Origin of the sequence: Pseudomonas sp. NFACC32-1, assembly GCF_900101215.1 — a bacterium.
Classification (GTDB): Bacteria; Pseudomonadota; Gammaproteobacteria; order Pseudomonadales; family Pseudomonadaceae; genus Aquipseudomonas.
The window spans coordinates 90555-104287 of sequence record NZ_FMUL01000010.1 but is presented as its reverse complement, the minus strand read 5'-3'; the positions used below and the strand labels follow the sequence as shown (position 1 = coordinate 104287).

The window sequence follows — 13733 nt, the reverse complement described above, 5'->3', positions numbered from 1 at the left end:
CGAGCTTGCTCGCGATAGCGGTCGATCAGCCACCCTCCATGCTGGAGCTGCCGACCTCATCGCAAGCAAGCTCGCTCGCACAAAGAAGCCCCGCTCATCCTCGGATCGCAGCAAAACCTACGACCAAATAACGAGAGCCCCCCCTGCCAACGACGCATTCGTCCGGCTTCCGGGGCTCTCTACCATCGGCCTATCGCCTGTCCCGTGACAGGCATCGACCAGGCAGAGGCTCAATCATGATCTATGCACAACCCGGAACCCCAGGCGCCGTCGTTTCCTTCAAACCGCGCTATGGCAATTTCATCGGCGGCGAATTCGTCGCGCCGGTCCATGGCGAATATTTCACCAACACCTCGCCGGTCAATGGCGAAGTGATCGCCGAATTCCCTCGCTCCAGTGCCGCCGACATCGACAAGGCCCTGGATGCCGCCCATGCAGCCGCCGACGCGTGGGGCAAGACATCTGTCCAGGACCGCGCCCTGGTGCTGCTCAAGATCGCCGATCGTATCGAGCAGAACCTGGAGATCCTCGCGGTCAGCGAAACCTGGGACAACGGCAAGGCCGTTCGCGAAACCCTCAACGCCGACGTGCCACTGGCCGCCGATCATTTCCGTTATTTCGCCGGCTGCATCCGCGCCCAGGAAGGCGGGGCGGCAGAAATCAACGAGTTGACCACCGCTTACCATTTCCATGAACCGCTGGGCGTGGTCGGGCAGATCATTCCGTGGAATTTCCCGCTGCTGATGGCGGCCTGGAAACTGGCGCCGGCCCTGGCCGCCGGTAACTGCATCGTGCTCAAGCCGGCGGAGCAGACGCCACTGTCCATCATGGTTTTCGCCGAGCTGATCGCCGACCTGCTGCCGGCCGGTGTGTTGAATATCGTCCACGGTTTCGGCCGCGAAGCGGGCGAGGCCCTGGCCACCAGCAAGCGTATCGCCAAGATCGCCTTCACCGGTTCCACCCCGGTGGGCTCGCACATCATGAAATGCGCCGCCGAAAACATCATCCCGTCCACCGTGGAACTGGGCGGCAAGTCACCGAACATCTTCTTCGAAGACATCATGCAGGCCGAGCCGGCCTTCATCGAAAAGGCCGCCGAAGGCCTGGTGCTGGCGTTCTTCAACCAGGGCGAAGTCTGCACCTGCCCATCCCGGGCCCTGGTGCAGGAATCGATCTACGCGCCGTTCATGGCCGAAGTCATGAAGAAAATCGCCAGGATCAAGCGCGGCAACCCGCTGGACACCGAGACCATGGTGGGGGCCCAGGCCTCCCAGCAGCAATACGACAAGATCCTTTCCTACCTGGACATTGCCCGGGAAGAGGGCGCCGAGCTGCTCACCGGCGGCGCGGCCGAGCGCCTGGAAGGCGACCTGTCGAGCGGTTACTACATCCAGCCGACCCTGCTCAAGGGTCATAACAAGATGCGCGTGTTCCAGGAAGAAATCTTCGGCCCGGTGGTGGGCATCACCACCTTCAAGGACGAAGCCGAAGCCCTGGCGATCGCCAACGACAGCGAGTTCGGCCTTGGTGCCGGCCTGTGGACCCGTGACATCAACCGGGCCTACCGCATGGGCCGGGCCATCAAGGCCGGGCGCGTCTGGACCAACTGCTACCACCTGTACCCGGCCCACGCCGCGTTCGGTGGCTACAAGAAGTCCGGTGTCGGCCGTGAAACCCACAAGATGATGCTCGACCACTACCAGCAGACCAAGAACCTGCTGGTGAGCTACGACATCAATCCGCTGGGGTTCTTCTAACCCGATAGCACAGCTGCACCTGTGGGAGCGAGCTTGCTCGCGATAGCGGCCGATCAGTCAACCTGCGTGTTGAATGTCTCGACTTCATCGCGAGCAAGCTCGTTCCCACAAGGGCTAGGTAGTGGCATGTCATCCACCCCATACCAACGCACCCCATCCACCGCTTCGAAAGTAGCATTCGAGCCTGGGGCGCTGGATGCCTTAATGACCTTGCCGGAATCGCCCGGTACAAGAAGAGGAAAGACCCATGTGGACTAAACCCGCGTACACCGACCTGCGTATCGGCTTCGAAGTGACGATGTACTTCGCCAACCGATGAGTGCCGGCCCGGCCTGACGCGTTCAGGCCGGGCTACCCAATGGTCTGATTGCAATCACGGTGGGATGCTTTAGGCTCAGGGTATCCCAAGACAATAACAACAGGCTTACCAATGAGCCATGCACCTGTGAAGATGAGCCTCAGTCCACTGCGCAAGTTCGTATCCCCAGAAATCATGTTCGGTGCCGGCTGTCGGCACAATGTCGGCAATTACGCCAAGACCTTCGGCGCGCGCAAGGTGCTGGTGGTCACCGATCCAGGCGTCATCGCCGCCGGCTGGGTGGGGGACGTCGAGGCCAGCCTCCAGGCCCTGGGCATCGATTACTGCATCTACAGTGACGTTTCACCCAATCCCCGGGTCGAGGAAGTGATGCTCGGTGCCGAGCTGTACCGGGAGAACCACTGCGATGTCATCGTCGCGGTCGGTGGCGGCAGCCCCATGGATTGCGGCAAGGGCATCGGCATCGTCGTTGCCCATGGTCGCAACATCCTCGAGTTCGAAGGTGTCGACACCCTGCACATACCCAGCCCACCGCTGATCCTGATTCCCACCACGGCCGGCACCTCGGCGGACGTGTCGCAGTTCGTGATCATCTCCAACCAGCAGGAGCGGATGAAGTTCTCCATCGTCAGCAAGGCGGCGGTGCCCGACGTGTCGCTGATCGACCCGGAAACCACCCTGAGCATGGACCCGTTCCTGTCGGCCTGTACCGGTATCGACGCGCTGGTCCACGCCATCGAGGCCTTTGTGTCCACCGGGCACGGACCGCTGACCGACCCCCACGCGCTGGAGGCGATGCGCCTGATCAACAACAACCTGGTGCAGATGATCGCCAACCCGGCGGATATCGCGCTGCGGGAAAAGATCATGCTCGGCAGCATGCAGGCCGGACTGGCCTTCTCCAACGCCATCCTCGGCGCGGTACACGCCATGTCCCACAGCCTGGGCGGTTTCCTGGACCTGCCCCATGGCCTGTGCAATGCGGTGCTGGTGGAGCATGTGGTGGCATTCAACTACACCTCGGCGCCGGAGCGGTTCAAGGTGATTGCCGAGACACTGGGCATCGATTGCCGGGGGCTCAACCACCGGCAGATCCGCACCCGGCTGGTGGAGCACCTGATTGCTCTCAAGCGCACCATCGGTTTCCACGAAACCCTGGGGCTGCACGGGGTGAGCACCTCGGATATTCCGTTCCTGTCGCAACACGCGATGGATGACCCGTGCATCCTTACCAACCCTCGGGAGTCGAGCCAGCGGGATGTCGAGGTCGTCTATGGCGAAGCCCTCTGACGAGCAACAGAAAGCCCTGGCAGGGCTGCTGGGCCTTGGCAACCACTCGACACGCAAGAGCCATTATCCGGAGCTGGCGGCACGCCTGGAGGAGCTGGAGCAGGCCAAGCACCGCCTGCAGCAGCTCAACGACCAGCTGGAGCAGCGGGTGGCCGAGCGCACCGATGCACTGCTGGAGGCCAACCACAACCTGCAGCAGCAGATCGCCCAGCGCAAGCTGGTGGAGCAGCAACTGCGCCAGGCCCGGGACGCCGCCCAGGCCGCCAATCGCAGCAAGGACAAATACCTCGCCGCCGCCAGCCACGACCTGCTGCAGCCGCTCAATGCCGCACGCCTGTTGATCGCCACCTTGCGCGAGCGCGCGTTGCCCACCACCGAGCAATTGCTGGTGGAGCGCACCCATCAGGCCCTGGAAGGCGCGGAAGACCTGCTCACCGACTTGCTGGACATTTCCCGGCTGGACCAGGCGGCGGTTCGTCCCGACCCGGCGTCGTATCGGCTGGATGAGTTGCTGGCACCGCTGGTGTCGGAGTTCCAGTCGGTGGCCGGCGCCGCGGGCTTGGAGCTGCGGGTGCGCTTTATCGATGAAGCGGTGTTGACCGACCTGCGGCTGATAACGCGCATCCTGCGCAATCTGCTCAGCAACGCCTGTCGCTACACCGATCATGGCGGCATTCTCCTGGCGGCGCGGCGCAGGGGCGGTTGGGTGAGCCTGGAGGTCTGGGACACGGGACGCGGTATCGCGGCGGATAACCTGGAGTCGATTTTCCTCGAGTTCAACCAACTGGACGTGGGGCGGGCCGCCGATCGCAAAGGGGTAGGGCTGGGGCTGGCGATCGTCGAACGGATCGCCAATATCCTCGGTCATCGGGTCCAGGTACGCTCCCGGCCGGGACGCGGCTCGGTGTTCAGCATCGAGGTGCCGCTGTCCGTGGACAAGCCGCTGCCCGTGTCGCAGATGCCCATACAGGCGGTGTCCGGCAACCCGTTGCCGGGCCGCCGTTTGCTGGTGATCGACAATGAACTGAGCATCCTGCAAAGCATGGCCGCGTTGCTGGGGCAGTGGGGTTGCGACGTGTTGATCGCGACAGACGAAGCCGGGGCCCTGGATGTATTGCAAGGGCATGCACCGGAGTTGATCCTGGCGGATTTTCATCTGGATCATGACATGGTGGGCTGCGAAGTGGTCAAGCACCTGCGTGAGCACTTCCAGCAGCCGATCCCGGCGGTGATCATCACCGCCGACCGCAGTGACCAGTGTCGTCGCGCCTTGCGCAAGCTGAACGCACCGCTGCTCAACAAGCCGGTCAAGCCCGGCAAGCTGCGGGCGGTGTTGAGCCAGATGCTCGGGTAAGGCCCAGGGTTGATGGGTAAAGCGGATTTCATGTTATGTTATCCGCTTTCGTTTGGCAGGGATTCTCATCCTCGCCAGGCGTGGACCCCCCACGATCCCTTTGCATCCGAGTAATGCCATGAGCCTATTCCCAAGCGCGACGAGTCCGTCCGGCGTCAGCGCGCCCACCCTGGCCTCCAGCGCCGCCGCCACCCACGTCCGCATGCTCGCCATCGATGCGTTGCGCGGTTTTGTCATGCTGTTGATGCTGGTGGACCATGTCCGCGAGACCTTTCTGCTGCACCGCCAGGTCAGCGACCCCATCGACGCACTGAGCGTCACCCCGGACCTGTATTTCACCCGCCTGCTCAGCACGCTCTGCGCCCCGGTGTTCATTTTCCTCACCGGCCTGTCGGCGTGGCTCTACAGCCAGAAACACACCGCGGGCCAGACGTCGTTGTTCCTGCTCAAGCGCGGCCTGTTCCTGGTGTTCCTGGAACTGACCTTTGTCTGTTTCGCCTGGAACGCCGAATTCCCGCCCAGGACCTTATGGCTGCAGGTGATCTGGTGCATTGGCCTGTGCATGATCGTCCTGGCCGCTCTGTTGCACCTCAAGCGCAGTTGGCTGATTGCCCTGGGGGTGGTCATCGTCGCGGGGCACAACCTGCTCGATGGCGTGGTGCTGGGGCCTGACTCGCCATTTTTCGTGCCTTGGTCGATTCTTCACCAGCGCGCGTTCATCGATATCACCGAGTTCACCCGGGCTCGCACCACTTATCCGGTATTGCCATGGATCGGCGTGATCCTGCTGGGCTGGGCCATCGGGCCGTGGTTCGGCAAGGACACTGCGCCTGCGGTGCGGCTGCGCCGGCTGTTGCAGGTCGGCATCGGCCTGCTGCTGGCCTTTGTCTTGATCCGTTACCTGAACGTGTATGGCGACAAGCCCTGGGTCCAGACCGGTGATGCGCTGCGTACCGTCATGAGCTTCCTGAGTGCGACGAAGTATCCGCCGTCCCTGATGTTCCTGCTGCCGACCCTGGGCGTGGGCTTGATACTGCTGGCGCTTTTCGAGAAAGCCCGGCAGCGGGGCAGCATCGCGCTACTGGCGATCTGTGGCGGCGCCCCGATGTTTTTCTATCTGCTGCACCTTTACGTGCTCAAGGCGCTGTACCTGGTGGCGGTGGCCATCTGGGGGACCAACCAGGGCGCCTATTACGGCTTCGACCACCTGCCGATGGTCTGGCTGTGGAGCGTGCTGCTGGCGGTCGTGCTGTTTTTCCCCACGCGTTGGTTCGCAGGTGTCAAACAGCGCCGCCGTGACATCGCGATCCTGAAATACTTCTGAAGGCCAGGATCTGCGGGGCTTGCGCGTCAATGCCAGTCCCGCTGGGCCATCAAAATGCCCGATTTTACCCAGCGCTTTTGTCAGGAATATGAAAAAGGGGCTTCGGTCTCGTTATTTCATTATGTAAACTCCCCCCGCTGCGACAATCGGGCACGGCCACGCCAGGCCCGATGACGACCGTTTTGCAGTGTCCCTCACCCAGCTGAAGCCAAGACCTACAAGAAGTCAGCGCCGGAGAGACATAAATGAGAGGCCGACGCACTGCTCGGCCCTGTAGGTCCTTCCTCCAGTCCTTCTCGATAACCGCCATGCTGGCGCAGCCGGCCATGGGCGTGGTCTATCCTTGAGCAGACGGGAGGACGGAATGGCGTTCCATCCTAGGGATACACACATGTTGAAGAAAACACACACGGCGCTACTGGGCCTGGCGATGGCGATGGGTCTTGCGACCACGCACGCCGCCGAGCCAAAAAAAGTGGATGTCTTGCTCATCGGTGGGGGCATCATGAGCACGACTCTCGGCGTCTGGCTCAATGAGCTGGAGCCGGGCTGGACCATGGAAATGGTCGAGCGCCTGGACGGTGTTGCCGAAGAGAGCTCCAACGGCTGGAACAATGCCGGTACCGGCCACTCTGCGCTGGCTGAATTGAACTACACGCCGGAAGACAAGAACGGCAAGGTCGACATCTCCAAGGCCATCGAAATCAACGAGGCCTTCCAGATCTCCCGTCAGTTCTGGTCCTGGCAGGTCAAGAACGGTGTACTGAAGAACCCGCGCTCGTTCATCAACTCCACGCCGCACATGAGTTTCCTGTGGGGCGAGGAGAACATCGCGTTCCTGAAGAAGCGCTACGAAGCGCTCCAGGCCAGCCCGTTGTTCGCCGGCATGCAGTACTCCGAAGATCCCGAGCAGATCAGCAAATGGGTTCCGCTGATGATGCAAGGTCGTGATCCGAGCCAGAAAGTGGCAGCCACCTGGAGTCCCCTGGGCACCGACGTGAACTTCGGCGAGATCACCCGTCAGTTCGCGACCTACCTGCAAACCAAGCCGAACTTCTCCCTCAAGCTGTCCAGCGAAGTGGAAGACATCACCCGCAATGAAGACGGCAGCTGGCGCGTTTCGTACAAGAACCTGAAGGACGGTACCGAAACCGAGACCGACGCCAAGTTCGTCTTCATCGGCGCCGGTGGCGGTGCGCTGCACCTGCTGCAGAAGTCCGACATTCCGGAAGCCCGTGAATACGCCGGTTTCCCGGTAGGTGGCTCGTTCCTGGTGACCGAGAACCCGACCATCGCCCAACTGCACCTGGCCAAGGCCTACGGCAAGGCTTCGGTCGGCGCGCCGCCGATGTCGGTGCCGCACCTGGACACCCGCGTGCTCGATGGCAAGCGTGTGATCCTGTTTGGCCCGTTCGCGACGTTCTCCACCAAGTTCCTCAAGAACGGTTCGTACTTCGACCTGCTGACCAGCACCACCACCCACAACGTGTGGCCGATGACCAAGGTCGGTATCGAGCAGTACCCTCTGGTCGAGTACCTGGCCGGCCAGCTGATGCTGTCGGATGAAGACCGTTTCAATGCCCTCAAGGAATACTTCCCTGAGGCCAAGCAGGAAGACTGGCGCCTGTGGCAAGCCGGCCAGCGCGTACAGATCATCAAGCGTGACGAGGAGAAGGGCGGTGTCCTGAAGCTCGGTACCGAAGTGGTCGCGTCCCAGGATGGCAGCATCGCCGGCCTGCTGGGTGCCTCGCCAGGCGCTTCGACCGCTGCGCCGATCATGCTGACCGTGCTCGAGAAAGTCTTCAAGGACAAGGTCGCCACCCCGGCCTGGCAGGAAAAACTGCGCCAGATCGTGCCGAGCTACGGCACCAAGCTCAACGAAAGCCCTGAGCGCGTCGCTCAGGAATGGGCGTACACCAGCGAGGTCCTGCAACTGGACCCGCCGCCGGCAATCGGCAATCCAGGCGCTGCCGTGGTTCCGGCCAAACCGGCTGCCGCCCGTGACGCCAATCCGGCGGCCGACATGGCGCTGTAAACCGGACGCTGTCTGGTCAGGAAAAAAACGCCGCTCATCGAGCGGCGTTTTTTTATGGGCGATGGCGGCGCGATCGTGACAGCGGCGCTCAGCCTTCTCAATGCCCGTTGCGTTCCACAGGGGAAAGGCCATCGGTGCCTGCCCCGCAACCCTCCCGAAAACGCTGGTCGAAATCCTCCGCCAACTGCGCCAGGGTAATGCTTCCCAGGCGTTTGAGCAGCAAGGCTTGCGCCTCATCGAACGCATCCGTCAGCGCCGCGTTGACGGCTTGCTCCACCAGGCACTGCGGGTGATCGGTGGACAGGCCGATGGCAAAGATCGTGGTGTTGCCCAGGGCCTGGTGGATGTCCAGCAAGGTCATTTCCGACAAGGGCTTGCTCAGGGTCCAGCCGCCACGGTGGCCTTTTTCCGAGGTGACGTAGCCCTGCTCCTTGAGCAGGGCCATGGTGCGGCGCACCACGACGGGATTGGTACCCAGCATCTGCGCGATGGTGTCGGAGGTGGCCGATTGCTGATGGCGATCCATATGGATCAGGACGTGAAGCATGCGGGACAGGCGGGTGTCGTTTCTCATGATCGCTTGGGGTTCTGAAGTCGAGGCGGTGCCGAGTATCGCCTGTAATTGCAAAAGTTACGAGATCGTTGACAGCTGCTTTTCAAGAAACTTACGATGTGTCGAGACTTTTGCAACGCCTTCCAAATCACTCTGGAGAACGACCATGGATTACGACGTCATCATCGCCGGCGGCAGCTATGCCGGTCTGTCCGCAGGTCTTCAACTGGCTCGCGCCCGGCGCAGGGTGCTGGTGATCGATGCCGGCCAGCGTCGAAACCGCTTCGCCGCGACGTCCCATGGCTTCCTTGGCCAGGACGGTCGTGCCCCCGGAGACATTGCCGAGGATGCTCGTCGGCAGTTGATGGCCTATCCAACGGTGCAATGGCTTGCCGATTGCGCAGTCAGCGCCCGCAAGGAAGGGGATGGCTTCAGCCTGGAAACCGCCGGCGGGCAATGCTACAGCGCCCGGCGCCTGCTGCTGGCCACGGGAGTGATCGATGAGCTGCCGGCGGTGCAAGGCCTGGCCGAGCGCTGGGGCAGAAGTGTTTTCCATTGCCCGTACTGCCACGGCTACGAGCTGGAGCAAGGGCCCATAGGCGTGCTGGCGACTTCGCAAATGTCGCTGCACCATGCCTTGATGCTGCCGGACTGGGGGCCCACCACCTTCCTGCTCAACGGCGCGTTCGAGCCTGACCCCGAACAACGGGCGAGCCTCGAGCGGCGCGGCGTGACACTGGTATCGCAACGGGTGCGGCGCATCGAGGGCGAGCGGGCCGACGCCGTACTGGTCGATGGGCGTGTGGTGGCCCTCGATGGCCTGTTCGTCTTGCCGCGCACCCGCGTCGCCGGCACCCTGGCCGCGACCCTGGGCTGCGATTTCGAAGACGGCCCGCTTGGCGCCTTCATCCAGAGCGACATGACCCGGGAAACCAGCGTGCCGGGGGTGTTCGTCTGTGGTGATGCGGCCATGCCCTTCGGCTCGGTGGCGCTGGCCGTCGGTGATGGCGTGCGGGCGGGGTCGGGGGTGCACCGGTCGTTGATTTTCGACACGCATTGAAATCGGCACGCCTGGTTGGGCTCACACCTGGATCGCCCCGGTCGCCACGGCGAAAGCCAGCATTACCAGGCTGACGCCCCAGGCCCAGAAAAAGGTGTACGCCATGTGCTTGCGCAGTTCCACGCCGCTCAGGGCCAGTGCCAGGTAGACGCTGGGTACCACCGGGCTGATGGAGAAACCGGTGTTCTCGCCGATCAGCATGGCGCGAGCCACGGCCTCGAGGGGGACCCCGGCAGCGGCGGCCACGTCCTTGATCACAGGCAACAGGGCGAAGTAGTAGGCGTCCGGCGAGAAGATCATGCCCAGGGGGACGCCGAACATACCGATGATCACGTGCAGGTACTGGGCCGAACCGGCTGGCAGGATATCGATCAATGCCAAGGCCATGCCATCGGACATCTTGGCGCCGGAAAGCACGCCCAGCAGCACGGCGGCGGCCATCATCACCAGCACCATTTGCAGCGCATCGAACGCATGGGCCTTGAGACGCTCGGCCTGTGCATCCAGGGAGGGGAAGTTCAATGGCAAGGCGATACCCAGGCCGACCATGAAACAGGCATAGAGCGGAAAGATGCCGGTGAACAGGCACGCCAGGATCCCGCCGGTCAGGATCACATTCAGCCAGTAGCGCAGGTCCCGGGGAGAGAGGCTGAACTCACGGCCCTGGAGTTGCAGTTCATCCAGGTCGCATGTGGCCGCCGCGCCCAACGACAGGGGGCGACGGCGCTGGGCCCGCAGCCCCAGCACTGTCGCCACCAGCAGCATGCAGGCCAGACCCACCATCTGCACCGGCAGCAGCCCCAGCCACAGCTCGGTGGCATCCAACCCGGAGACAGCGGCGGCCCGGGCCGTGGTGCCGCCCCAAGGCACCATGTTCACGACCCCCGCCGTGGTACCCACCAGGCACAGCAGCATGGCGGGGCTCATGTTCAGCCGCTTGTACAAAGGCAGCAACGCCGGAATGGTCAGCAGGAAAGTGGCGGCGCCGACCCCGTCCAGGTGCACGACGGAGGTCACCAGTACCGTGACCCATGCCACGGCGAGGGGCTTGCCGCCGGTGCTGCGGATCAGCAGGCTGACCAGCGGGTCGAACAATCCACGATCGCGCATGATGCCGAAAAACAGGATGGCGAACAGGAACAACGCGGCCGTCGGGGCCACCGTGGCCAGCCCGGCCTTGATGAATTCACCGATCTGTCCAAGGTTGAAACCGGCCAGCAGGCAGATGGCGACGGGCAGGGTGGTGAAAGCCACCACGGGGCTGATTCGGCGCATCAGTATCAGCCCGATGATGCCCAGCATCATCGTGAATCCCAGGAGAGTGATCATGTTGCGACCTCGCTTTTTATTGTTGTCGGCGGTTCGGGTGGAAGGGCGGTCAGCCCGGCGGTTCGGGCAGGCACAGGGCCAATAACAGGTAGCTCAGGCTCTTGCCGTGGCGGTCGAGGCCGCAGCTCAGGTTCACGCCGCCCTCCAGTGCATCTTCGAGCACGAAGTTGAGTGCCTTGAGGTTCGGCAGCTCGTAGCGATGGACCCGGGAGGGCCGTCGCGTGGCGAATTGCGCGGCGACGCGCGCCGCGCTCAGCTCGCGTACCAACCATGGGTAGTGCGCCGGATCGTGGGGAAACACCGCGACACTGAGGATGTTGCCTTTGTCTCCGGCGCGGGCGTGGGCGTAGTCGGCGAGCAGGACCGTGTTCATCAGTGCCACTCCAAGGTCGTATGGATTTCGCTTCGCGGCAGAAGGAAGCTGCGGGTCGTGACGGCTTCGCTGAGGTGGCGACGAACGCCTCCGCCACCGGCCGGTCCGTTGGTATAGAGCGACTCCACCTCGGCCAGGAGAGCTTCGACCAGAGATCGCTGGGAATGGGTCAGGCCAACCCGCACGCGTACATCGTCGAGCGCTGGGGCCTGGGCCAGGCGTTGTTGCAGATAGCGGCCATCATGGTCGTTGAACAGGCTGGCGATGCCGGATAAGTCGATCCAGGGCTGCACGCCGGGTGCCAACCTGTCGAAGCGCTGCAACAGGATTTCCCGGGCCAGGGCCGCACGGGCCACGGCGCCAGGGCCGGCATAGGAGATTTCCGCCTCGCCGAACCAGAGGCCGCGCACGCCCACCAGGCCCTTGAGTGTGTCGGGACGCGGATGCCCGAGCAGGCTGCTGATTTCCACCCGGTCGTCGCCCAACGACCGCACCTGTGCCTGGCCCAGGTCCAGCACGACGTCTGGTGTCAGGTATCGCTGTGGGTCGTGCACTTCATACAGCAGTTGCTCCTTGACTGTCTGTTCGCTGACCCGTCCACCACAATGGCGGGTCTTGCCGAGGATCAGGCGACCGTTCTCATGGATCTCGGCGATCGGGCAGCCGAGGTTGGCCGGATCCGGAACATCTTTCATCCCTGGATGGGCAAAATAGCCGCCGGTGACTTGGGTGCAACACTCCAGCAGGTGCCCGGCCGCGGTCGCAACCGCCATCTTCTGCCAATCGTCGGCGGCCCAACCCAGCCCGTGTCGTATCGCCCCCACCGCCAGCGACGGATCGGCTACCCGACCGCAGAGCACGACACCGGCGCCTTCGGCCAGCGCCGTCGCGATGCCGTCGGCGCCGGTATAGACATTCACCGACACCGGGTCGTGTTCCGCCGGAGCCAGGGACAGCCAGCGATCGTAGCGTGCTGGCTTTTGCTCCAGCAGGTCGTCGCCCAGCACGCAGGCGATTTTCAACCCGGGGTAGCGTCCCCCGAGGCTGTCCCGCAACCGTTGTGCCGCCGCCCTGGGGTTGGCGGCGCCGCCGTTGGTGATGATGGGGATCCCGGCTTCGATGCACACCTGCATCATCGGTTCGAGGAAGTCGAACAGCCGGGACGCGTATCCAGCCTGGGGATCGAGCCTTTTGCGCAGTTGCGCCTCGGCCAGGGTCCGCTCGGCCAGCAGCTCGAGCATGATGTAGCGCTGGCCGCTTCGTTGCGCCAGGTCCTGGGCCAGGCGCAGCGCGGCATCTGGACGGTCATTGGCGAAACCGGCGCCGCACCCGACGAGGATTGTTTTTGTCATGTCCATGTCCACTGAGGCGATGTCTCATGGTGGCTGCAACGCATTGTTCTGTGAATTTTAAAGGTAAGATAAATTGATCCAGTATCTTTATAAGTGCGCCCATGAACGTTTCCTTCAGACAGCTTCGCGCCTTCATCCTGATTGCCGAAACCTCCAGTTTCACCCGTACCGCCGAGCAGTTGCATCTGTCCCAGCCAGCCCTGAGCTACAGCATCCGCAGGCTGGAAGAAACCATGGGGCTGGCGTTATTGGCGCGTAACACCCGCAGTGTCGAGTTGACGCCGGCCGGCGAACACTTCCTGCCCCAGGCCAGGCGGATGCTCAGGGACATGGACGATGCCGTGCGCGACGCTCGCGATACTCTCAGCCTGAGCCGCGGCACCCTGCGCCTCGGGGCGTTGCCCACCGCTGCCGCGTCCTTCCTGCCCGTGGTCATTGCCTCGTTCCAGCGCGAGCACCCGGGAATACGAGTGAGTGTGCTGGACGGCCGTGCGGGGGAAATCATGGGCTGGGTTCAGCGCGGCGAGGTGGACGCAGGCATCACCTCATTGCCGGACGACCTGTCCGGGCTGAGCTTCGTACGCCTGTTGGATGACAACCTGGTATTGCTGGCGCACAAGGATCATCAACGCGACAGCCTGGACGGCTGGAAGCGCCAGCCCTATATCGCCCTGACACCCGATACCAGCATCCGTCCCCTGGCAGATGCGGCGTTGCGCTATTTGAATGTCGAGCCGGAACCGGCGTGGGAGGTGGCCCACATGAGCACGGCCACTGGACTGGTGCGCGAAGGCCTGGGATTTTCCCTGCTGCCGGCCAGTTGCACGGCGGTGTTCAACATCGGTGAGCAATGCTCGGTGATTGCCATCGACCAGCCCGGCAAGCGCTCCATCGGACTGCTGCAGCGCAAGCCGGTGGCCCAGTCACCGTCGTTGAGCCGGTTCATGCAGCATTTGCGGCAGACGTTGCGGCAGGAGCCGCTTTGAT

The 13733-nt window shown here is 63.2% G+C and carries 12 protein-coding genes; 8 read left to right on the top strand and 4 right to left on the bottom strand.

Features of this window, described 5'->3' with window-relative positions; genetic code table 11:
- Positions 1–236: 236 nt before the first annotated feature.
- The 6 genes from exaC to mqo all read left to right on the top strand — a co-directional run bounded on the left by exaC (position 237) and on the right by mqo (position 8079).
- Entirely contained in the window at positions 237–1757 is a 1521-nt protein-coding gene (gene exaC / locus BLP99_RS16600; RefSeq protein ID WP_072391467.1) for an acetaldehyde dehydrogenase ExaC, read from the top strand.
- A gap of 247 nt (positions 1758–2004) precedes the next feature.
- Positions 2005–2076, top strand: coding sequence for a pyrroloquinoline quinone precursor peptide PqqA (gene pqqA, locus BLP99_RS16595; protein ID WP_003243383.1), 72 nt, complete (start codon positions 2005–2007; stop codon positions 2074–2076).
- A gap of 132 nt (positions 2077–2208) precedes the next feature.
- Positions 2209–3366 (top strand): alcohol dehydrogenase-like regulatory protein ErcA, encoded by a 1158-nt coding sequence (ercA, locus tag BLP99_RS16590; protein ID WP_371128607.1) that lies wholly within the window; start codon positions 2209–2211, stop codon positions 3364–3366.
- On the top strand, positions 3350–4720 hold the full coding sequence (locus BLP99_RS16585) for an ATP-binding response regulator (RefSeq protein WP_092181058.1): 1371 nt from the start codon (positions 3350–3352) through the stop codon (positions 4718–4720). The genes ercA and BLP99_RS16585 overlap by 17 nt, the downstream gene beginning before the upstream one ends.
- A 118-nt stretch (positions 4721–4838) precedes the next feature.
- Positions 4839–6044, top strand: a complete 1206-nt coding sequence (locus BLP99_RS16580; protein WP_092181055.1) for an acetyltransferase domain-containing protein — start codon at positions 4839–4841, stop codon at positions 6042–6044.
- Between the two features lie 391 nt (positions 6045–6435).
- Positions 6436–8079: a malate dehydrogenase (quinone) gene (mqo, locus tag BLP99_RS16575; RefSeq protein WP_092181052.1), complete on the top strand. Its 1644-nt coding sequence runs from the start codon at positions 6436–6438 to the stop codon at positions 8077–8079.
- Positions 8080–8176: 97 nt separating this feature from the next.
- On the opposite strand, the gene BLP99_RS16570 is transcribed toward mqo, so the two are convergent.
- Positions 8177–8653: an Rrf2 family transcriptional regulator gene (locus BLP99_RS16570; RefSeq protein ID WP_076407053.1), complete on the bottom strand. Its 477-nt coding sequence runs from the start codon at positions 8651–8653 to the stop codon at positions 8177–8179.
- 145 nt (positions 8654–8798) lie between these two features.
- On the opposite strand from BLP99_RS16570, the gene BLP99_RS16565 reads away from it, so the two are divergent.
- Positions 8799–9692 (top strand): NAD(P)/FAD-dependent oxidoreductase, encoded by an 894-nt coding sequence (locus BLP99_RS16565; RefSeq protein ID WP_092181049.1) that lies wholly within the window; start codon positions 8799–8801, stop codon positions 9690–9692.
- Between the two features lie 21 nt (positions 9693–9713).
- Here the strand turns inward: BLP99_RS16565 and BLP99_RS16560 are convergent, their stop codons facing one another.
- Genes BLP99_RS16560 through BLP99_RS16550 form a run of 3 tightly spaced genes read right to left on the bottom strand, consistent with a single transcriptional unit; the run spans position 9714 to position 12746 of the window.
- Positions 9714–11021, bottom strand: a complete 1308-nt coding sequence (locus BLP99_RS16560; RefSeq protein WP_092181046.1) for a CitMHS family transporter — start codon at positions 11019–11021, stop codon at positions 9714–9716.
- Positions 11022–11070: 49 nt separating this feature from the next.
- Positions 11071–11394 carry an AtuA-related protein gene (locus BLP99_RS16555; protein WP_176776514.1) on the bottom strand — a complete coding sequence of 108 codons (324 nt, stop codon included), beginning with the start codon at positions 11392–11394 and terminating at the stop codon, positions 11071–11073.
- On the bottom strand, positions 11394–12746 hold the full coding sequence (locus BLP99_RS16550) for an acyclic terpene utilization AtuA family protein (protein ID WP_092181158.1): 1353 nt from the start codon (positions 12744–12746) through the stop codon (positions 11394–11396). The genes BLP99_RS16555 and BLP99_RS16550 overlap by 1 nt, the downstream gene beginning before the upstream one ends.
- Positions 12747–12847: 101 nt before the next feature.
- Here BLP99_RS16550 and BLP99_RS16545 point away from each other — a divergent pair, with 101 nt between their 5' ends.
- A complete protein-coding gene (locus BLP99_RS16545) occupies positions 12848–13732 on the top strand; it encodes a LysR family transcriptional regulator (protein ID WP_072431026.1) in 885 nt (294 codons plus the stop codon).
- Position 13733: the final 1 nt, after the last annotated feature.

Coding starts and splice junctions, on each gene's coding strand:
- BLP99_RS16570 (WP_076407053.1), bottom strand. CDS start 8,653: ATGAGAAACGACACCCGCCTGTCCCGCATGCTTCACGTCCTGATCCAT.
- BLP99_RS16585 (WP_092181058.1), top strand. CDS start 3,350: ATGGCGAAGCCCTCTGACGAGCAACAGAAAGCCCTGGCAGGGCTGCTG.
- BLP99_RS16560 (WP_092181046.1), bottom strand. CDS start 11,021: ATGATCACTCTCCTGGGATTCACGATGATGCTGGGCATCATCGGGCTG.
- BLP99_RS16555 (WP_176776514.1), bottom strand. CDS start 11,394: ATGAACACGGTCCTGCTCGCCGACTACGCCCACGCCCGCGCCGGAGAC.
- exaC (WP_072391467.1), top strand. CDS start 237: ATGATCTATGCACAACCCGGAACCCCAGGCGCCGTCGTTTCCTTCAAA.
- BLP99_RS16580 (WP_092181055.1), top strand. CDS start 4,839: ATGAGCCTATTCCCAAGCGCGACGAGTCCGTCCGGCGTCAGCGCGCCC.
- BLP99_RS16545 (WP_072431026.1), top strand. CDS start 12,848: ATGAACGTTTCCTTCAGACAGCTTCGCGCCTTCATCCTGATTGCCGAA.
- mqo (WP_092181052.1), top strand. CDS start 6,436: ATGTTGAAGAAAACACACACGGCGCTACTGGGCCTGGCGATGGCGATG.
- BLP99_RS16550 (WP_092181158.1), bottom strand. CDS start 12,746: ATGACAAAAACAATCCTCGTCGGGTGCGGCGCCGGTTTCGCCAATGAC.
- BLP99_RS16565 (WP_092181049.1), top strand. CDS start 8,799: ATGGATTACGACGTCATCATCGCCGGCGGCAGCTATGCCGGTCTGTCC.
- ercA (WP_371128607.1), top strand. CDS start 2,209: ATGAGCCTCAGTCCACTGCGCAAGTTCGTATCCCCAGAAATCATGTTC.